Origin of the sequence: Acidovorax sp. HDW3 (assembly GCF_011303755.1) — a bacterium.
Taxonomy (GTDB): Bacteria; Pseudomonadota; Gammaproteobacteria; order Burkholderiales; family Burkholderiaceae_C; genus Paenacidovorax.
This window is the reverse complement of the sequence record NZ_CP049885.1, coordinates 466369-485182: the sequence shown is the minus strand read 5'-3', so window position 1 is coordinate 485182 and position 18814 is coordinate 466369. Positions and strand designations below refer to the sequence as shown.

The window sequence follows — 18814 nt, the reverse complement described above, 5'->3', positions numbered from 1 at the left end:
GAAGTGCCTGCCTAGATGCAATGCGGTTATGCGAGCGATTGCCCACCGGACGGTTGCTATTGGTCACTCGCGTTCGACGCCCCAGCGACCGCGAATGACCTTAAGTAGCCCCCTTCGAACTGGGGCCAATCACTGGTCGAAACTTCCGGTATTCAGCGGCTGCAAGCCAACTATCGACAACTGCTACCAATCGTTAGTGCGAATGTTGGCAGTCTTCACGCTCACGGTCAGCCGGAATTCCTTGATACCATCTTTCCCCCAAAAACAAACGGCGGGGAGCCATGCGTATTGAATTCAGGGACTATAACGGGGCGGATGTTGTCATCAACAGCTCCTTCGGCAACGAGTGGCGCGAGCTTCAAGAATCGCTAGAAGCCATGCCGCTTCATCTGAAGGCTTCTGATCAAGATGGCCTTCAGGGCAACGCTATCTTCGACGTCGTTGGAACCAACGCCGCCATCCAGCAGGCTCTCGTCGCAAGAGGCTGGCGATCAGGTACCCCGATTCCCAACGACCTCGGGGTCCTTGGTGTTGGAATCGACTTCGCGAAGAACGGGGTACTTGCGGAAGTTCAGTTCTCAAACTATCCGTTCTTCTTCAACAACGCGGTTCGCTCGGAGACCTTCTTCCGCAACGGCACCGTGTTCCATGACCGTCCTACGGGGTTGATCATCATCATCGCGAAGAGCGGTTGCTGGCCCGCGTCGAACAGTACCCTGTACTACGAGCAGGCTGTGGCCCAGATGAACACGATCCATGCCGGCATCTTCACCGCGCCAATGCGCTTGGTGGGCCTGATGGGCGACCCCGGCCAACAGACCGCGATGTGGACGCAATACTCGTCGGCCCGCTACTCCCGCACCGTGGCATCGAACCAGCTGACGTCGTTCGACGTGCGGCGCTCCGAGCGCAGCGACAAGTTCAAGATCACGCAAACGGCTGGACCGCAATCCAATCCCGTCTGATCAGTCCTCGAAGAGCGGCATACCGGGAGGCGGCAATACCTCCCGGAGCTTCTTGGTCGACTTACCGTTCAGATCCTTAGCGACCGGGACTTCGCGCCCATGAATCTTCGCCTCGAACGCATCCGCCTCGTGCTGCAGGCGCTCGACGAGTTGCTCGGCGTGATACTCCTCGGGATAAATCTTCGCGCTGTCTCCGTCCGACGCGACCTTCCCGATCTGCTTGTCGAATCTGTAGTTCTGGATGGGCTTGCCCGTGCGGCGCACGTACTCGCGCAGCGTTTTCAAGTTCGGGAATGTGTTGTTTTCGTCCGGTTCACCGCTCAAGCGACGCATCGCTACGCGGTGATAGTCGGGATCAAGCTCTGCGCCAACGAAGTGGCGGCCATGGTCGCGTGCGACGACTGCCACTGTGCCAGTCCCCATGTAGGGGTCTAGGGCGACGCCGCCTTCCGGCACAGTTGCGAGCATGATGCGCGCGATCAATCCCTCGGGGAATTGAGCGGGGTGGATCGTCTGCTCCTCGTGGTTGTGCTTGATGTTCTGGAACACCCACACGTCGCCCGGGTTTTTGCCGTCAGGGTTGCAGGTTAGCTCACCCTTGTTGTCACCCCTGAACGACTTCTTGTTCTGCCACTTTTGAGGGACGCGCACGGCGTCCAAGTCGAACTTGTAGTCGTCGCTCTTCGTGAACCAAAGGATGGTTTCGTGGCGACCGGAGAACTTCTTGGTGGCGTGCAAGCCATGCTGTCGCACCCAAACGATCCGGTTGCGAGGCTGCATGCCAAGTTCCTCAAGGATCGGGAAGAACTTGACGTCCAGCGGCACAAGAATGCCATTGTGCGTGTAGGAACCAACCTGCCAGAAGATCGACCCCGTTGGCTTGAGGACGCGATAGCACTCGCGGAGCACTTCGGTCTGCTCGTCGAGGTACGGCTTCAGCGCCTTCTTGACCTCGTACTCCTTGCCAATGTTGTACGGCGGTGAGGATACGACGAGATCGACAGACTCATCGGGGACAGAAGCAAGCGCATCTCGGCAGTCGCCGAGGTGAATACGATCAAGGAATGAGAACTTTTTTTTCATGGCTTAGGTATCAGCGCGTAAATCATACTGAGCGCGGCTTTCCGCACGGTGTCGGCGAAGATCGCCACCTGATTTGGTGCATTTCGCTTCCCATTTTTTCGCCTGTGACCAGCGCGTCTAGATGGAGGATGTCGGGGTGGACGGGGCGCCCAACCAAGCGCCCTGTTGGGCATCCCACTGCACCGTCAGAATGGCGTTCAAAGCAGCGAGGGCGTCTTCCGCCTTGACAGTGGCCTGATGTACTTTGCCAGCGTTGCACTGGAGCGGTGCCCCGTCTGTTCCATAATGACGTGCGTGGCAACGCCCACGCTGGCCGCTTCCGTGCAGTAGCCTGCTCGCAAGCTATGCCCCGCCACCGACTTCGCAGCCTCCGCGCTCTTGGCATGGCTCGTCACCCCCTTGAGCACCAGGGCCACCGACTGCGGCGTCAGTTCCTTGCCGCTGGTAATCTGGTCATGCCGGTTGATCGGCCGGAACACCGGCCCCTGCTCGATCCCGCTGAGTTTTAGCCACTGCTCCAACGCCTTGACCGGGCAGCGCGAGGACTTGGCGCAGGGGATGAATACCGTGTGTCCCTTCTCCTGCTGGGTCTTCGTGCGTCGAATATGAATCTCGATGCCGTGGTCGAAAGCAGTGATGTCCTCCCGGCGAATGCTCACCAGCTCGGATCGCCGAAACGCCCCCGCGAAGCCCACCAGGATCAGCACCGCATCCCTCGCCGCCTTCATCGGTTTCTGCTTTTCCGCCGTCAGCACCAGTTCGATGATGTCATCCTTGACCAGCGCACGGACGCGCCGCTGAGCCGTGCCCTTCGTTCGCCGGATGCCCTGCATTGTACGCTTGACCAGGGAGTCCATGGCGGGCGATGGATACCCAGCTTCCAGGTGCGCCCGGTGGATGGCAATCAGCCTGTGCCGCAAGGTGGCCACAGCCAAAGTGGCCGCGAAGGTGGCGAGGTATTCGGCCAGTTGCACCGCAGTCGTTGGGATGGCACCCCCATGGGCACGAAAATGCGCCAGATCGGCCTTGTAGCTGCGGTGCGTGTTGTCGGCCAGTGCCGCCTGGGTGTAGCGGTTGACCTGGGCAGAGGGTGCTGCGCGTTCAGCCATGGCGCGCTCCGGTAAAGTCCTCCGTCGCACGCCGACAGGGTGCCGCCAGCTCAACGCAAGCTGCGGCCGCATCCCCGAGTTCGGCGAGCAGCCATCCCAGGGCTTCGACCGTGTCCTGGGCCAGTTCGCCGGTTTCCACCTGCACCGAGGCATGGGCCAGCAACTGCCCGATGGCAGAGATGCCCAATTGCAATACGCGCTGGAGCAGTTCGGCGGCTTCAGCAATGCTCAACAGAACGGTGGCATCGCTGGCATCGAAATCGGGTTGTCCCTGGTCATTGACTACCAGCTGGGGCAGAAGCGCCATCAGGCTACGGCTGGGCCTTGGGGTTTCGGGTGCTCGCATGTCAGTACTCCGAGGGCAGCAGGATGCAGGTGCTGTCCCGCTGGCCGGTGGCATCGTTCACCGCTTCGGTGATGACATAGAGCCGGATGTCATCCACGCGGTAGAGCGACAGCACCCGGCCTCCGTTCAGCAGGGCTTGGTCATTGGCTGCTTTGTCGGCGGGGCAAAGCTCACCCCAGTCGCCGCATTGGTGCCGCTGAAGCAAGCGCATCGGACGGCATTGCGCCGTGGTGAGCAGTTCCAAAGCCCTCGGCGTGGCGACCAGGCGGCCCAGGCCGAACAAGGGTTTGCCGACGAGGCGGCGCAGCTCAATGTCCTTGAGGTGTTTGTACGTAAGGGGATAGTCGTGCATCTGGAGTTCTCCGCGAGAAAGGGAAAAACTCCGGCGCGCGCAGCCGCTACCGCTCAAGCACGCAGGAATGCATGCCCGAATCGGCTCAGATGGAAGGAAGGGGGAAGAAGTGACGTGCTCGCGGCACGCCGGAGGGGATGTGACGGAACAAAGAGGGTTCCGTCAGCGCCGCGCAGCCGAATGGCTGCGACGGTGGCGATTATGTTTGTGCCCTGGTGGCTGGTTCAAGCGCGCGATAACTTCGCAGCCCCCAGCATGGACGACTGGCTTGCACCGGGTCAGGCCAGGGATGCGCGCAGGACGCGCGCATAGTTCTGGTAGCTCACCTTGGCGACTGATGCTTCATCAAGGCCACTGCGTTGCAAGGCTTGCACCACCCGGCGCACGTCGGCATAGCTGTTTACTGACGCGCTTTCGCCCATGCCCGAGAGGTCCGTTCCAATGGCGACATGGTCGGCCCCGAGTTGATCGACCAGCGACCGTATCACCTTGGCATAGCCCTCGGGATCATCACGCCCCACGGGCCATTGCCGCGTGGTTTTCTTCAAGCCCAGGCCCCAAATACCGACCACGCCACCCGCTTCGGCAATCTTGCGGGCGGTGGCCAGGGACAGGCGGCGGCGTAACCAGCCCACCTTGTCGTCGTAGGCACCAGGCACCTGATCCACCCAGCCATGTGACCAAACCATGGGTTTTGTGGCCACCTCCAGGGCTTGGCCGACGGCCGTCTCAGTGCTGTGGGCCAAGTCCACCAACATGCCCTTGGCCTGCGCCTTGCGCACCACTTCACGGCCAAAGTCGCTCAAACCGCCGTGACGGGGAGCCTCGGTCTGGATGTCACCCACGACGTTCAGGGTGTAGTGCACCAGTTGCAGGTGGCGCAGGCCACCGTCATAAACCTCATCCAGCAAGCCCATACGGCCCTGCATGAAGTCCGTGCCTTCGGCCGCGATCACCACGCTGGGCAGGCCATTGACCGCGCGGTCCACGTCCTTGGCCGTCAGCACCACACCCAGGCCGGCGGACTTGGCGTATTGCGTGCTCGTTCGCAGTTCGTTGCGCATGGCGGCCCAGATCTTGGTAGGGTCGGGCTCGGCCTTCTGGTGCGTGCCGTCGGGGCGGGACTCGATGTAGGCCCGGTCTGTGGAATACGCCCAAGCAGCGAGAAGCACATTGTTGGCCCTCATTTCCTCTGCGAGGTCCAGCGGCAGGTTCGCCCGGGTCTTGCGGCCCAAGTGGGTGTGCATGTCAGCCAAGGGAACGAGCTGGGGCTTGGTGGGCTGGCTGCCTGCGGTGGATGCACATGCACCTGCCAGAAGCGCGGCGACTTGCGCCAGGGCTTGGCGGCGTGTCTGGGGATAAACAAAGGACAAGGACGTCTCCTGAGAGGGTGAGGCTTCAGTTCGAGGGTGCTTTGATCCAGGCCGCAATCTGGTCAATGGCATTGCGCTCCATGCCGATAAAGCCATGCCAGTGCTGGCCTGCGCACACATCCCCCGTTGGGTTGGCCCCGCCATCGACCACCATCAGCTTCTTGATGGGCGCGTTGGTCAACCCCTTGATAATAAAAGGCGCTTCGCTGGCCTGGCAGTGCTTGCAGCCGTCTTTGGCATGGTGATAGACCAGCACCGGCACGGTGATGGCCTTGAGGTCTTGGCGCGGTACGGCTCCGGGCGTGGCATAGCGAACCACGCTAGAGGTCAGCACCAACCCGGCGATGGCCGGATCACGGACGTTGATCGCCATGGCGGTGGCAGACACTGTGCCCCGGCTGGTGCCCACGATCCAGACGGGCAGGTCGCTTTTCTGCTTGACGAAGTTCAGCACCTTGGCCACATCGGTCATGTGTGCGGACTCGGTGCGCTCCGTCCAGCCCAGCTCCATGTCGTTGGGGCGGCCAAAGATCGCAACGTTGAAACCATTGGCCAGGAAGTACGGTGCCGAGCGCACCAGGAAGTTGCCGCCGGTGGCCTTGCCATCCTCGACCTTGCCGAAGCCACCACCACCACCAGGAAACATGAACACCGTGGCCTTGGCGTCGGGCACGGCTTCCCAGAACAGCGTTGCGGTGACGCCCTCACGAGTGGGCACTTTGAGCAAGGCACCTTCCGCATGCGCCGTCATGGCCGCTGCAAGCAACGCCAGCCCGGCAAAGGTTCTGTACCAGCAGATCATTTCAGTTCCATCAGCCGTTGTTGGTACGCCGTAGTCACGCATTCCGGCGTGGTGCAAGCATCGCGCACGGTGCGCCGCCAAGTGGCCTGATGCTGCTTGATCCCTTCGGGATCGCTGGACGCGGACAGCTTCGCCTTGTAGGCAGCCACCGTTTGGGCATCTGCAGCCGCCAATGCTGGACTGGTGCAGATCATCTTTTCGACGACCGTGGATGCCTTGGTGCAATCGAAGCTGGGGCCGGCGGGTGCAATGGCCTCTGCGCTTGGCGTTACGCTGCCACTGCCTGCAGCCTCCGTGGGAACCGTATCCGCTGCAGCGATGGGCGTTGATGGGGCGGCAAAGCGCGGGTATGTCGCCGGGGCCGTCACGATCTCTGCGGTGCTGAACGCGGGCATGCCTGCAAAGTGCCAACCGCTTTCAGCCTTTGCCATGCGACCCTGGCCGCGGACTTTGACGGAAATCGGCACGGAGGTGGTGTCCTGCCCCGTCTTGATGGTTTCATCGGCCTTGGCGCGCATGATCTGCAAGCGAGTCACAGCCTCCAGTGTCTCACAAGGCATGATCTGAACCAGCCGGGCATCCATGGCATTGAGCCTTTGTTCGGCCTGTGTGATGGCTGCGACATTCCCTGTGGCCTGGGCCTGCTCCAACGCCATCTTGGCGGGTAGTTGCTGGCCCGCCAGATGCGACCACTCGGCGAACAGCTTTGCCGCAGTGTCTGCGCCACCCTTGATGCTCATCGTGTGGGTGAATGCTACGTCGTAGAACTTGCCATTGGCAGCGCCATCCACTTTCTTCACATCTGACAGATCGAGGATGGGACAGGCATAGGCCTCCGCCAAATCCTTTTGAATATCGGCCGTCTCCGGCTGGGACGAACACCCAGCCAGTGCCAAGGTAGTCGCCAGCACGGCAATCTGCAGACCGAGGTATTTGCGTTCAGCCCTGCGAAGAACGGCGACAGGATAGAAATAGGTGGTCGTCATCTGGATGCTTTCAAAAAACACTATCCGTTTTGGTTGGTTTATTAGTTTGCCAGAAACAAACGGATAGTTTGTGGACTGATAGGAGGTGAAAAAACAGACTGCCCGGCATGACCCGGGTACTCGTCAACAAGCCGCAACCGCTCGAAGCACGCTTCGCGCAGGAACGCGACCGGGTGCAGGCGGCCTTCGGAAAGCGGCTGAGGGAATTTCGAGTGGAGAAGCAGTTGACGCTGGAGATGCTGGCTGAGCGGGCCGACCTGCATGCGAACTATGTGGGCGCCGTGGAGCGCGGCGAACGCAACCTGAGCCTGTACAACATCTGGCGGCTCGCCCAGGGGCTGGGCTTGGCGACGGACGAACTGCTTCAGGATTTGCCGGCACGCAAGGGCAAGCGTTGAGGGCGCTCACGCCTCGCTTTTTTGCCGCAGCTGCCACGCCAGCTCTTCGATCAACCCAGCCGGCACATCCGCCACGTTCACCGCATAGCACAGCATGCGCAACCTTCGCCGAAGGTTGTCGTGTTGCTGAAAGCGCGCCAGCAATGCACGCCGCATAACCTCTCGATAGCGCACGCCAGCCGACTGACTTTGCAACGCCTTGCGCAAAGGCCACGGCCAATCACGGGGATGGGCACTACGCCAGCAGTAGCCATCCAATGCAAACGGGTACGCACTGGCCGGGTGCAGCCAACCGAAGGCATCGGCAGGACTATTGACGGCGATGCGACCCAGCGTGAAACGATGCCCGACCGGCGCAAGCTCGATGCAGCCATCGAGATCGGGGCGGTACCCCAACTGGAGAAGAGCATCGTTCACAAAGCGCCAAGTCAACACCCAGGCCCCTGCGCACTCTTCCAAGATCACCAGCAGCAACAACGGCGGCACGCTCCCTAACCCGGCGAACCAGTCTGCAGGCGCGATGGTTGTGCGTGCGACGCACGATGGGAAACACAGGTCTGCATCTTCCCGAGCCACCGACGTGAGCCGGTAACCCAGGTCCACATCGCCAATGCGCGCTCCGTTCTGGCCCCGCCGATAGCGCAGCGGGGAAGTGCAGACCAGCGCCAAGCTGTCAAAGTGCAGAACCATGCCGCCGGCCAGCAGGCTGCGTCCAACCTTGCCCGAAGAGTGGTCGGGCATCGGCCACGGTTCAATCAGATCGATGCGACGCAAGGTTGGGCGCAAGAGTGCCTCAAACAGCATCGCCCCACTCCTGCGCGCTCGCCACCATGCCATCGGCAACCGGTGGTCCGTTCTGTGCCACCGCATCGTCAGAAGCCTGCGCGACGGCTGCTGGCTGAAGGTGAGCGCCATCCTGCGCGCTATCGACCGCCAACCGTTTGCTACCCACCGCGGCACTCTTTTCTTGAGCCGCCTTCTTGGCCTTGGGCTTCTTGCTCCCGCGCACCGGCTTCGTCGGCATGGGCTCTTCGGCTGCAGGCCTGTCATCGGCCTGCGCATCCACCTGCAATTCAACGGCCGCAGTCACTTTCTTGCCGACCGGCTTCTTCCCCGCAGCCTTTTTGGCCTCCGGCTCGTCGGCGAGGTAAATGGGTACAAAGGTATCGAGTTTGATGCGGTTCCAATCCCTTCTGACCTGCTGCTTGAGCCACCAACCAGGATCAAGCACGCGGGCATCGCCATCCTCCGTACGCTCGAACACGACGAGGTGTGAGTTGCCGGTGCTGGGCATCTTGCGCGTCTCCATGATCGCCAGCGACGGCATGGCCGCAAGCGTCTTGAACGGCGCCTTCTTGCCATGCCCGATGCCGAAGTGCTTGAGCAGCTTGAACAAGTTTTCGTGCGTAGTGGTGTAGGGGCCATCCTTCGGGTAACCCAGCTCCTTGACGGCTACCTTGCGCACGGCCTCCAGGCTGCGGCCCGCCACCATGGCAACGCAGGCCAGGCCGCAATCCGTGAGAGTTTCTTGGGTGATGAGTTTGATGGACATGACGATGGTTCTCCAAGTGCAATACCTCCTCCCCCGCCCGATAGCGCATGCGGCAGCGCACCACTGCAGTGGCGTCGGGGAAAGAAGTGTGGGGGTGGGGAAGCGGCGAAGCCGCAGTGAAACGCGGCGGCTGCACATGGTGTCGATGCCACCCAGCAAGCCGCGCCATGGCAGCGTATCAGGCGCTCAACGGGCCTGGCAACCACTGAATAACTTCGCCAGACAACAGGCGAAGAAACCGCAGATTCGCTCTTTTTGAAATTTCACAAAAAGAGTGCTTTGAGAGGTTCGCTGCCTACAGTCCGGTTCATGAAAAACAACGGAGCCCCCATGACACCCGCCCGAGCACACAAGGAACTACTGGACGAGGCCGAAGCCGCCGCGTACCTGGGCCTGACGAATCCAAAGACGCTGGCCGTCTGGCGCTGCACCAAGCGTTACGACCTGCCCTACGTGAAGTACGGGCGTCTGGTGCGCTACCGCCGCCAGGACTTGGAGCACTTCATCGAATCGCACCTGGTGCCGATGCGCTGAACCACCACCCTCAACCGGAGGCGAACGACAGCGCCGCCACCTGCCGATACGCCTCGGCGCTGCGCTCGATGTATTTCTCGCCGCGTGCCTGCCACTTGGGCACCATGGCAGGCCTGAGCGCCTGCTCCAGTGCATCCCACAGCGTCACGGCCTTGGTCCGCCGCTGGTGCTTGGTGGCCAGCGTGTCCACCAAGGTCTTGCCAGCGGCACCTTGCAGGATGGCCGCGTAGTCGCTGCGGAACCGCCCGATGATCTCTGCCCGTGCAAGACGTGGGTGCGCCGTCCCTTGCTCCTGGCGCGCCACTTGCCACGCATCCCACACGCGCAGCCACAGCGGATGCAGTTCCAATTGCTTGAGCAACACGCCCGCCGTGCATCCCAGCGACTCCATCGTCAGCGGATCGCGCAGCGGCCGCCACGCCCCTTTGGTTCCGCTGACAGGGATCGAAGAAGCAGGAGCGACAGCGATGGCCTGCCTCCTGCACTCCTCCAATACCTGCTTGGCCGCCCTCAACTGGGGCTCCACCGGCACATCCAGCCTGAACGCGAGCAGCACCTCATTGGCCCCAACATTCACCACCGGATGGCTTTTGCGCCCGGCTGAACGCGTCACGCCTTGCGCCACGCGCTGCGCGGGGGACGTGAACAAGCTGGCGGCGCTCCACCGCGCATCCCAAGCCTTGCGCCAGGCTGGCAGCTTTTCCAGCCCCCAGTACTCACGCACCCACATATTGCGGTTGACGACGTGCCAGCCGCCTTCGGGCTTGTCGTAGACATAGGCCTTGAGCGTGCGCTGGCGCGGGGAGGCAGGCGGGTTGCACACATGACCCAAAACGGAGATGCGCTCCCAGTCCTGGACTTGGCCCAGGTGCCGGCCCGTCAGGTAGCTGTGGCGGCCATACAGGAAATGGTGTGGGATGCCCAGCGCCTGGAGTTCCTTCAGGTGCAGGCGGTACAGCGGCATGCGGCGCAGGATCTCCCACGCTAACCGCGCGTGATCTTGCGGGGTGTAGTCGTCGAGTGGCTTGATGGGCGCGTAATGCGTGGCGTCCGTCCAGTCGGCGACGGGCTCGTAGAGGTCGGGTTGCGCCTCAAAGCTCAGCACCGTGGACAAGGGAATTGGCGTCGCCATGCGCCGATGGTGGATGAATGGTAGGCCGTGCTGGGCTCGAACCAGCGACCAAAGGATTCAAGTTTGCGTGGGTTTCCCCACTCCTTGGACTATCTCACCGCCCACAGCCGAACTGTTGGGGCGCCGGGCGCTCACGGGACGCTTATCGGATGGGCTCCTCACGTCCTAGTCTCTGCACCTTCCCGCCTACCGGTCTTGCGACCTGCCTTTCGGCGGGCTTGGCTCAAGGTTGCCATGGCTTGCGCTGTAGGGTTCCTTGAATTCACCCGGTTTTCCAATGGGGCTCTCGCCCCATGGTCACCATTTTTGATGAGTCCTCTGCTCTAACCAACTGAGCTAACGGCCCATTCATACCAAAACCATCATTGTGCCTGCTCGGCATGCGTCCTCCGCACGCCAACCAAGCCTCTTTTATCTCCAGTAGCAAGATCGTAGCAAGTACCCTGGCGCACCACCTTTCGGTAGCAATCACAAGAAGTGGTCACTTCGCTGCGAACGCTTGCCACACAACGTTGGAAGCACGCCACTCAATCCACGAATCATCAGCGTTAACGTCGTTGCTGGATTGATTATGAGTCCTCTGCTCTAACCAACTGAGCTAACGCCCCTCACCCTTGCGGGCACCAAAGCCGGCTATTGTAGGGCTTGAGGCCACCTTCAGCGGCGATGGCTCAAGGCGTTGGTAACGAGCTTGGAGGTGATGTCCACGATTTCGATCATGCGATCGTATGCCATGCGCGTTGGGCCGATGACGCCCAGGGTGCCGACGATCTGGCCATCGACCTCATAGGGCGCACTCACCACCGACAAGTCCTCGAACGGCACGACCTGGCTCTCGCCACCGATGAAGATGCGCACGCCCTCGGCCTGGCTGGAGATGTCGAGCAGGCGCAGGATTTGCGTTTTTTGCTCGAACAGATCAAACGCACGGCGCAGGTTGTGCATGTCGCCCGAAAAATCACTCACCGCCAGCAGATTGCGCTCACCGGCGATGACAACCTTATCTTGCGCCTGCGACAGGGCTTCGGAGCTGACGTTGACGGCGGCCTGCATCAAGGTGGCGACCTCGCCGCGCAGGCGTTCGACCTCGGTTTTGAGGCGCTCGCGCACCTGCTCCATGGCCAAGCCAGCGTAATGTGTGTTGAGAAAATTGGCCGCCTCCACCAGCTGCGTCGGGGTGTAATCGACATCGGTGAAGATGACGCGGTTTTGCACATCGCCCTCAGGCGAGACGATGATGACCAGCAAGCGGCGCTCGGACAGGCGCAAAAATTCGATCTGCCGGAACACCGAAGTACGCCGGGGCGCCATCACCACACCCACGAATTGCGACAGATTCGACAGCAGGCTGGCGGCATTGGCAATCACCTTCTGCGGCTGCTCGGCCACCAGTTCGGGCGGGGCCAGTTGGTGGCGCTGCACGGTCAGCATGGTGTCCACAAACAGGCGGTAGCCGCGCGCCGTGGGAATGCGGCCGGCGGAGGTGTGGGGGCTGGCGATCAGGCCCAGTTCCTCCAGGTCGGCCATCACGTTGCGGATGGTGGCGGGCGAGAGTTCAAGCCCCGAGGCTTTGGAAAGAGTGCGCGAGCCGACGGGTTGCCCATCGGCGATGTAACGTTCTACAAGCGCTTTGAGCAACAACTTGGCGCGATCATCGAGCATCCTTTGATTTTAATGATGTAATTTCAGCATGACGTCCCGCTTCCACCACGTGGCCCTGATTGGCAAGTACCAAAACGCAGTGTCTGGCACCACGGTCTGCAGCTCGCGCGAGATCATCCAGGACATTGCCCAGTTCCTGGAGCGCCAGGGCTGCGAAGTGTCGCTGGAGGCCGAAACTGCCGCCAACACGGGCCTGACGCACTACAACGCCCTGAATGCCGACGCCATCGGCGCGCAATGCGATCTGGGGCTGGTCGTCGGCGGCGACGGCACCATGCTCGGTATTGGCCGGCGCCTGGCGCGTTACGGCACGCCGCTGATCGGCATCAACCAGGGGCGCCTGGGCTTTGTCACCGACATTCCACTGGGTGACTACCAAAGCACCCTCACCCCCATGCTGCGCGGGCAGTACGAAGAAGACACCCGCCCGCTGATGCAGGCGCAGGTACTGCGCGACGGCGAATGCGTGTTCGAGGCGCTGGCGATGAACGACGTCGTGGTCGCACGCGGCGCAACGGCGGCGATGGTGGAGCTGCGCGTGGAGGTCGATGGCCACTTCGTTGCCAACCAGCGCGCCGACGGCCTGATCGTCTCCTCGCCCACCGGCTCGACGGCCTACGCGCTCTCTGCTGGCGGGCCCATGCTGCACCCGTCGGTGGGCGGCTGGGTGCTGGTGCCGATTGCGCCGCACACCCTCTCCAACCGCCCCATCGTGCTGCCCGACAGCACCGAAATCGCCATCGAACTCGTCGGCGGGCGCGACATCAGCGCCAATTTCGACATGCAGTCGCTCACCTCGCTGCTGCACGGCGACCGGATTTTGGTGCGCCGCTCGGCGCATTGCGTGCGGTTTCTGCACCCGCAGGGCTGGAACTACTTTGCCACCTTGCGTAAAAAACTGCGTTGGAACGAAGGAGGCTCCTGACCATGGCTCTGCGGCGCATTGCCCTGCGCGATTTCGTCATCGTGCCGACGCTCGACATCGAGCTGCAATCGGGCTTTACCGCCCTCACAGGCGAAACCGGCGCAGGCAAATCCATTCTGATCGACGCCCTGCAACTGGCGCTGGGCGCGCGCGCCGACACCGCCGTGGTGCGCGAGGGCGCACGCCAGGCCGATATTTGCGCTGAATTCGACGTTCCCCCAACCCTCATCGCCTGGCTGGACGATGGCGGTTTTGAAGCCGGCCCGGCCCTGCTGCTGCGCCGCGTCATCGACCTGCAAGGCAAAAGCCGCGCCTGGATCAACGGCAGCCCCGCCACCGCTACCCAGCTGCGCCACCTGGGCGAGCAGCTGCTCGACATCCATGGCCAGCACGCCTGGCAAAGCCTGACGCGACCCGACGCCGTGCGCGACCTGCTCGATGCCTACGCCGGCCTGTCCAGCGCGCCCCTGGCCCCCCTGTGGACGGCCTGGCGCGCAGCGCAGCAGGCGCAGCAGCAAGCGCAGCAGCAGCAAGAGAGCCTGCTGCGCGAGCGCGAACGCCTGCAGTGGCAAATTGGCGAGCTCGACAAACTCAGCCCCAGCGCGCAGGAATGGGAAACGCTCAACACCGAGCACAACCGCCTGACGCACGCCCAATCCCTGCTCGACACCGCCAGCAGCGCCCTGGCGCTGCTCGAACACGAGGACAGCGGCGCGCACAGCCCACTGAGCCGGGCCCAGCACCAACTGGCGCAGCAGGCGCACCTCGACCCGGCCCTGACCGCCATGGCCGAGGTGCTGGCTGCCAGCCTGGCGCAGCTCGACGATACCTGCCACTCGCTGCACGCTTATCTGCGCCGCACCGAACTCGATCCACAGCGCCTGGCCACGCTCGACGCCCGGCTGGCGCAGTGGTTGGCGCTGGCGCGGCGCTACAAACGCCAGCCGCAAGACCTGCCGGCGCTGCTCGCCAGCTGGCGCCAGGAGCTGGCGCAGCTCGACGCTGCTGCCGACCTGGCGCAGCTGCAGGCCACGGAGCAAGCCTGCGCCCAGGCTTACCAGACGGCGGCACTACAACTATCGAAGCAACGCACGCAAGCTGCGCCTCGTTTATCACGCGCCATCACCGAGGCCATGCAAGGCTTGGGGATGGCTGGGGGGCAATTCCAGGTGCAGCTCGCGCCTGCCGCCACCCCCGGCCTGCAGGGGCTCGATGCGGTGGAATTCCTCGTCGCCGGCCACCCCGGCGCCAGCCCCCGGCCCATCGCCAAGGTTGCCTCGGGCGGGGAACTCTCGCGCATTGCGCTCGCCATTGCCGTCACCACCAGCGCTTTGGGCGAGGCCGGCACCTTGATTTTTGACGAGGTCGATGCCGGCGTCGGCGGCGCCGTGGCGCACACCGTGGGCCGGCTCATGCAGCGCCTGGGGCGTGACCGCCAGGTGCTCGCCGTCACCCACCTGCCCCAGGTTGCGGCCTGCGCCGACCAGCACCTGGTCGTAGCCAAACAGCAGGGCAAGGCGGGAACGCGCAGCCGCGTCACCGCCGTGGCAGCGCAGGCGCGGGTGCATGAAATTGCGCGCATGTTGGGCGGCGCCCAGCTCTCGGACGCCACCTTGGCGCACGCCCAGGAAATGTTGACCACGGAGCTCGGCCATGCCACTTGAACTCGTCTTGCTCACCGGCCTGTCCGGCTCAGGGAAATCCGTCGCCCTCCATGCGCTCGAAGACGCGGGCTACTACTGCATCGACAATCTGCCGCCCGATTTGCTCGCCGCCTTCGTCGCCCTGGAGCACCCGCAACACGGCGGGCGCATTGCGGTTGCCATGGATGCGCGCAGCGCCACCGGCCTGCCGCAACTGCCGGCGCAGCTGGCGCAGCTGCGGGCGCAGGGCATTGTGGTGCGGCCGCTGTTTCTCGATGCCTCCACCGGCACCCTGGTGCGGCGTTTTTCCGAAACGCGCCGCCGCCACCCACTCGACCAAAGCGCCGGCCCCGTCGGGCGGCAGGCGCTGGTGCAAACCATCGAACACGAGCGCGAGCTGCTCGCCGGGCTGCGCGAGCAAGCGCATGTGATCGACACCAGCGTGCTGCGCCCCTCGCAGCTGCAAAGCACCATCAAGCAACTGCTGGCCACGCCCGAAGACCAGCTCACCCTGGTGTTCCAGTCTTTTGCCTTCAAGCGCGGCATTCCCATGGATGCCGACTACGTGTTTGACGTGCGTATGCTGCCCAACCCGCATTACGAACCCGACCTGCGCGAGCTCACCGGGCAAGATGCGCCCGTGGCCGATTTTTTACGCCTGCAACCCGAGGTGCTGCAGATGCAGCACGACGTGGCCACCTTTCTGCAGCGCTGGCTGCCAGCCCTGGTGCTCAACCACCGCAGCTACGTCACCGTTGCCATCGGCTGCACCGGCGGTCAGCACCGCTCGGTTTACCTGGCCGAGCAACTGACGGCGCAGTTCGCCGCCCAATGGACGACGCTGTGCCGCCACCGTGAGCTCGATGGGCGGTAAAAAACAAGTGTTTTTAGCCCCTAGCGCTTACCAGGCAAGCGCGAGTAGCTATTATTTTGATAGCAATTAATTCCAGGCATCGAGCAGCTTGCGCACCGGTGCAGGCAACCCCAGGGCGGCCCACTGCGCGGCGCTGCACCAGCGCCCCTCGCCCGGCGGCTGGATGCCAGCCACCAGCACTGGGTGCAGGTGCAGATCGCGGTGCGTGAGTACGTGCACAAAGGCAGGCAGGTGCTGGGCCCGGGCGTCCACCCAGGGCGCCATGTCAGCTTCATCCTCGAACACAGGCGGGCAGTACAGGCTGGCCCAAATCCCTGTTGATGGTCGGCGCTGCAACCAGAACTCGCCCTCGGCGTTGCGCGCCAGCAGCAGCCACCAGGACTGGGCCCGGCGCTGCAGCCGGCGCGTGCGCACGGGAAAACGCTCGGGCGTGCCCGCACGCAGGGCGGCGCATTGCGCCTGCAGTGGGCAGGCATTGCAGTGCGGCTGGCGCGGCAGGCACACCATCGCACCCAAATCCATCAAGCCCTGGGTGTAGCGCGGCATGGCCTGGGCCACATCATCGGTTGGCAGCAACGCCTGGGCCTGCTCCCATAGCTGGCGCTCGTTGCGCGCCTGGGCCAGATCGGCATCAAAGCCCAGCACGCGGGTGAGCACACGCCGCACGTTGGCATCGAGGATGGGCACCCGTTCAGAAAAGCAAAACGCCGCAATCGCCCCCGCCGTCGAGCGCCCAATGCCGGGCAGCTCGGCCAGCTGCGCTGCCGTGGCCGGAAAGACGCCGCCGTACTGCGCCAGCACCTGCTGCGCGCAGCGGTGCAGGTTGCGCGCACGGCTGTAGTAGCCCAGGCCGCTCCACAGCGCCAGCACCTCGTCTTGCGGTGCAGCGGCAAGCGCCGCCACATCAGGAAACCGCGCCAGAAAGCGACCGTAATAGTCGAGCACGGTCACCACCTGGGTCTGCTGCAGCATGATTTCAGACAGCCAGACGCGGTATGGATCGCGCGTTTGCTGCCACGGCAGGCTCTGGCGCCCATGCTGCACCTGCCAGCGCACCACGGGCGTGGCAATGTCCAAACGGGGCCAGAGCATCAGTGCGGTGCGCCCTGGCTGCCGGGCATGGTCAGCAGCTGCTGCGTAAAGCTGTGCAAGCGGCTTTGCAGCGCCTGCAGCTCTTGCTCGGACAGCTCGATTTCACCAATGCGCTCGTCCAGGCCATTGGCGGCACTCTGAATACGGTCAACCGCCTCGATGCGGCGTGCAAAGCTGCGCTTGCGCTCGCGCAGCTGGGCATCGAGCTGCGCCGTGGCCGACTTGCTCCACAACTCCAGGTCGTTGGCAATCGATTCGAACACCGTGCGCAGGCGCATCGACAGCGCCCGCACCAGGCGCTGCGTGAACTCGGGCTGCGACAGGCGCAGGGCATTGCCCATGCTCAGGTACTGCAGGTGGTTGGCCTCGATGCGGGAGATTTCCTGCAGAAAACTGTCAAGCCGGGGTACGGCGGGCACTTGCAAAGAGAAGCCAAACTCCGCATTGAGCTGGCGGAACGTGCCATCGAGCATGGCGTGGATTTCAGTGCCCGAAGCCTGCGCCTTATCGACAATGGCGCGCAGCCGGGCAAACGATTCTTCATAAATCTTGCGCACACCGAGCTTGAGCCCGCGCTGCTGCAGCGCATCGGTGAGCGCCTGCAGCTCGTGCTTGAGGGAGCGCGCGCCAAGCTGGCGAAACAGCTCGCGCAGCAGCTTCAGGTGCACAGCGCGCACGGCCTGGATTTTGGCGGCGCTGGCGTCAAATTCGCGCTGTTCGAGCTCGATGCGCCCGCGCATGGAATCAATCACCGACGCGTTTTTGCCACGCAGGCTGCGCAGCTCCAGCATTTGCTCATCCAAATCGCGCCGGCGTACGTTGAGCACACGCTCGGTTTCGGCGCGCAGCCCCGTCACACCCGTCGTCACGGCTGCGCGCAAGATGGCCTGGCGCTGGCCCATGATGCCCTGCGCCAGCGCATCTTCGAGCTCGGGCAGGCCACTGGTTTTGAGCAACGAGGCGTTGTGCGTCACCTTGGCCACCAAACCTTTTTGTGCCGAAATCGGCAGCACCCGGGCGCGCGGCATGGCCAGCATATCGGCCACCGTGGTGCACTGGCGTTCGAGCTGCAATTGCACCTGCGCCGTGGTGTTGAGGCTGTCCCACAGGGTGTCGATTTTGTTGAGCACGACCCAGCGCGCTTCGGCACTGCCCCCGGGGGGCACCAAATGCTCACGCCAAATCGACAAATCCGAGCGCGTCACACCCGTATCGGCCGCCAAAATAAACAGCACCGCATGGGCCTGTGGAATCAGGCTGACCGTGAGTTCGGGCTCGGCGCCAACGGCGTTGAGGCCCGGGGTGTCCAAAATGACCAGGCCCTGCTTGAGCAGCGGGTGCGGCATATTGATGAGGGCATGGCGCCACATGGGCACTTCGACCAGGCCCTCGGCATCTGGCACCGGGTTTTCTTCGGGTAACTCGTCATGCCAAAAGCCCAGCGCACGCGCTTCATCGAGGCTGACGCGGCGCACTTCAGAGACTTTTTCCAGCGCCCGCCCAATCTGATCGGCATTGTTGACGTCCAGCGCAATCTGCAACCACTGCTCGGGCCGCAGCCGCCACTCCGCCAGGCCCTGCGCTTGCAGGCGGGTTTCGATGGGCAGCAGGCGCAGGCTTGGCGGCACATCGGCTTCATAACCGAGCTCGGTCGGGCACATCGTGGTGCGCCCAGCACTCGCCGGCATGATGCGCCGGCCATAGTCGGCAAAAAACAGGGCGTTGATCAGCTCGGACTTACCGCGCGAGAACTCGGCGACGAAGGCCACCATGACCTTGTCGCTGCGCACCTGGGATTCCAGGCGCTGCAGCCGCTCCTCGACCGCCGCGTCCATCAAATCGTTGGCCGACAACCATTCCGACAGCTGCTTGAGCTGCTGCGCAAAGGCCCGCCGCCAGGCGCCATGCTGGTCAAATTGCTCGTTGAATGAAGGTCCCACTGGTGTTCCGCAAAGTAGATGTCCAGGCCAAGGGCTGGAACTGGAC

General features: G+C 63.3%; 19 protein-coding genes. 6 read left to right on the top strand and 13 right to left on the bottom strand.

What is annotated here, in order from left to right; all coding sequences use genetic code 11:
• Positions 1-281: 281 nt before the first annotated feature.
• Positions 282-965, top strand: coding sequence for a restriction endonuclease (locus G7045_RS02180; RefSeq protein WP_166156678.1), 684 nt, complete (start codon positions 282-284; stop codon positions 963-965).
• Here the strand turns inward: G7045_RS02180 and G7045_RS02175 are convergent, their stop codons facing one another.
• The 7 genes from G7045_RS02175 to G7045_RS02145 form a co-directional block, all read right to left on the bottom strand.
• On the bottom strand, positions 966-2048 hold the full coding sequence (locus tag G7045_RS02175) for a site-specific DNA-methyltransferase (protein ID WP_166156676.1): 1083 nt from the start codon (positions 2046-2048) through the stop codon (positions 966-968).
• Positions 2049-2245: 197 nt separating this feature from the next.
• On the bottom strand, positions 2246-3157 hold the full coding sequence (locus tag G7045_RS02170) for a site-specific integrase (RefSeq protein WP_166156674.1): 912 nt from the start codon (positions 3155-3157) through the stop codon (positions 2246-2248).
• On the bottom strand, positions 3150-3464 hold the full coding sequence (locus G7045_RS02165; RefSeq protein WP_166156672.1) for a hypothetical protein: 315 nt from the start codon (positions 3462-3464) through the stop codon (positions 3150-3152). Before G7045_RS02165 ends, G7045_RS02170 begins: the two co-directional genes overlap by 8 nt.
• A gap of 40 nt (positions 3465-3504) precedes the next feature.
• Positions 3505-3855 (bottom strand): hypothetical protein, encoded by a 351-nt coding sequence (locus G7045_RS02160; protein WP_240919255.1) that lies wholly within the window; start codon positions 3853-3855, stop codon positions 3505-3507.
• Positions 3856-4133: 278 nt separating this feature from the next.
• On the bottom strand, positions 4134-5042 hold the full coding sequence (locus G7045_RS02155; RefSeq protein ID WP_255492048.1) for a dipeptidase: 909 nt from the start codon (positions 5040-5042) through the stop codon (positions 4134-4136).
• Positions 5043-5253: 211 nt separating this feature from the next.
• Complete coding sequence (locus G7045_RS02150; RefSeq protein ID WP_166156668.1) at positions 5254-6030, bottom strand: alpha/beta hydrolase; 777 nt, start codon at positions 6028-6030, stop codon at positions 5254-5256.
• Positions 6027-7016, bottom strand: a complete 990-nt coding sequence (locus G7045_RS02145) for a lysozyme inhibitor LprI family protein (protein ID WP_166156666.1) — start codon at positions 7014-7016, stop codon at positions 6027-6029. Before G7045_RS02145 ends, G7045_RS02150 begins: the two co-directional genes overlap by 4 nt.
• 107 nt (positions 7017-7123) lie before the next feature.
• On the opposite strand from G7045_RS02145, the gene G7045_RS02140 reads away from it, so the two are divergent.
• Entirely contained in the window at positions 7124-7414 is a 291-nt protein-coding gene (locus G7045_RS02140) for a helix-turn-helix domain-containing protein (RefSeq protein ID WP_166156664.1), read from the top strand.
• A gap of 6 nt (positions 7415-7420) precedes the next feature.
• On the opposite strand, the gene G7045_RS02135 is transcribed toward G7045_RS02140, so the two are convergent.
• Positions 7421-8218: a hypothetical protein gene (locus G7045_RS02135; protein ID WP_166156662.1), complete on the bottom strand. Its 798-nt coding sequence runs from the start codon at positions 8216-8218 to the stop codon at positions 7421-7423.
• The gene (locus G7045_RS02130; RefSeq protein WP_166156660.1) at positions 8208-8966 is read right to left on the bottom strand and encodes a cysteine peptidase family C39 domain-containing protein; all 759 of its coding nucleotides are present in this window, start codon (positions 8964-8966) and stop codon (positions 8208-8210) included. Before G7045_RS02130 ends, G7045_RS02135 begins: the two co-directional genes overlap by 11 nt.
• Before the next feature lie 330 nt (positions 8967-9296).
• Between G7045_RS02130 and G7045_RS02125 the strand changes: the two genes are divergently transcribed.
• Positions 9297-9500: a helix-turn-helix domain-containing protein gene (locus tag G7045_RS02125; protein WP_240919254.1), complete on the top strand. Its 204-nt coding sequence runs from the start codon at positions 9297-9299 to the stop codon at positions 9498-9500.
• A gap of 10 nt (positions 9501-9510) precedes the next feature.
• On the opposite strand, the gene G7045_RS02120 is transcribed toward G7045_RS02125, so the two are convergent.
• Both G7045_RS02120 and hrcA read right to left on the bottom strand, forming a co-directional pair.
• Complete coding sequence (locus G7045_RS02120; protein ID WP_166156656.1) at positions 9511-10632, bottom strand: hypothetical protein; 1122 nt, start codon at positions 10630-10632, stop codon at positions 9511-9513.
• Between the two features lie 657 nt (positions 10633-11289).
• Positions 11290-12294, bottom strand: a complete 1005-nt coding sequence (gene hrcA, locus G7045_RS02115) for a heat-inducible transcriptional repressor HrcA (protein ID WP_166156654.1) — start codon at positions 12292-12294, stop codon at positions 11290-11292.
• 28 nt (positions 12295-12322) lie between these two features.
• On the opposite strand from hrcA, the gene G7045_RS02110 reads away from it, so the two are divergent.
• From G7045_RS02110 to rapZ, 3 genes are read left to right on the top strand one after another with little or no spacing between them, the layout of a single operon-like run.
• On the top strand, positions 12323-13219 hold the full coding sequence (locus tag G7045_RS02110; protein ID WP_166156652.1) for an NAD kinase: 897 nt from the start codon (positions 12323-12325) through the stop codon (positions 13217-13219).
• Positions 13220-13221: 2 nt separating this feature from the next.
• On the top strand, positions 13222-14883 hold the full coding sequence (recN, locus tag G7045_RS02105) for a DNA repair protein RecN (protein ID WP_166156649.1): 1662 nt from the start codon (positions 13222-13224) through the stop codon (positions 14881-14883).
• Positions 14873-15736 carry an RNase adapter RapZ gene (gene rapZ / locus G7045_RS02100; protein ID WP_166156646.1) on the top strand — a complete coding sequence of 288 codons (864 nt, stop codon included), beginning with the start codon at positions 14873-14875 and terminating at the stop codon, positions 15734-15736. The genes recN and rapZ overlap by 11 nt, the downstream gene beginning before the upstream one ends.
• Before the next feature lie 66 nt (positions 15737-15802).
• Here rapZ and mutY read toward each other — a convergent pair whose 3' ends face one another.
• Entirely contained in the window at positions 15803-16828 is a 1026-nt protein-coding gene (mutY, locus tag G7045_RS02095; protein ID WP_166156643.1) for an A/G-specific adenine glycosylase, read from the bottom strand.
• Entirely contained in the window at positions 16828-18768 is a 1941-nt protein-coding gene (locus tag G7045_RS02090; RefSeq protein WP_166156640.1) for a dynamin family protein, read from the bottom strand. The genes mutY and G7045_RS02090 overlap by 1 nt, the downstream gene beginning before the upstream one ends.
• Positions 18769-18814 lie beyond the last annotated feature (46 nt).

Bases quoted from the DNA above. Each gene is read 5' to 3' on its own strand.
- hrcA (WP_166156654.1), bottom strand. From the start codon at position 12,294: ATGCTCGATGATCGCGCCAAGTTGTTGCTCAAAGCGCTTGTAGAACGT.
- G7045_RS02135 (WP_166156662.1), bottom strand. From the start codon at position 8,218: ATGCTGTTTGAGGCACTCTTGCGCCCAACCTTGCGTCGCATCGATCTG.
- G7045_RS02170 (WP_166156674.1), bottom strand. From the start codon at position 3,157: ATGGCTGAACGCGCAGCACCCTCTGCCCAGGTCAACCGCTACACCCAG.
- G7045_RS02180 (WP_166156678.1), top strand. From the start codon at position 282: ATGCGTATTGAATTCAGGGACTATAACGGGGCGGATGTTGTCATCAAC.
- G7045_RS02150 (WP_166156668.1), bottom strand. From the start codon at position 6,030: ATGATCTGCTGGTACAGAACCTTTGCCGGGCTGGCGTTGCTTGCAGCG.
- G7045_RS02145 (WP_166156666.1), bottom strand. From the start codon at position 7,016: ATGACGACCACCTATTTCTATCCTGTCGCCGTTCTTCGCAGGGCTGAA.
- G7045_RS02175 (WP_166156676.1), bottom strand. From the start codon at position 2,048: ATGAAAAAAAAGTTCTCATTCCTTGATCGTATTCACCTCGGCGACTGC.
- G7045_RS02160 (WP_240919255.1), bottom strand. From the start codon at position 3,855: ATGCACGACTATCCCCTTACGTACAAACACCTCAAGGACATTGAGCTG.
- G7045_RS02155 (WP_255492048.1), bottom strand. From the start codon at position 5,042: ATGAGGGCCAACAATGTGCTTCTCGCTGCTTGGGCGTATTCCACAGAC.
- G7045_RS02120 (WP_166156656.1), bottom strand. From the start codon at position 10,632: ATGGCGACGCCAATTCCCTTGTCCACGGTGCTGAGCTTTGAGGCGCAA.
- rapZ (WP_166156646.1), top strand. From the start codon at position 14,873: ATGCCACTTGAACTCGTCTTGCTCACCGGCCTGTCCGGCTCAGGGAAA.
- G7045_RS02130 (WP_166156660.1), bottom strand. From the start codon at position 8,966: ATGTCCATCAAACTCATCACCCAAGAAACTCTCACGGATTGCGGCCTG.
- G7045_RS02110 (WP_166156652.1), top strand. From the start codon at position 12,323: ATGACGTCCCGCTTCCACCACGTGGCCCTGATTGGCAAGTACCAAAAC.
- mutY (WP_166156643.1), bottom strand. From the start codon at position 16,828: ATGCTCTGGCCCCGTTTGGACATTGCCACGCCCGTGGTGCGCTGGCAG.
- recN (WP_166156649.1), top strand. From the start codon at position 13,222: ATGGCTCTGCGGCGCATTGCCCTGCGCGATTTCGTCATCGTGCCGACG.
- G7045_RS02125 (WP_240919254.1), top strand. From the start codon at position 9,297: ATGACACCCGCCCGAGCACACAAGGAACTACTGGACGAGGCCGAAGCC.
- G7045_RS02140 (WP_166156664.1), top strand. From the start codon at position 7,124: ATGACCCGGGTACTCGTCAACAAGCCGCAACCGCTCGAAGCACGCTTC.
- G7045_RS02165 (WP_166156672.1), bottom strand. From the start codon at position 3,464: ATGGCGCTTCTGCCCCAGCTGGTAGTCAATGACCAGGGACAACCCGAT.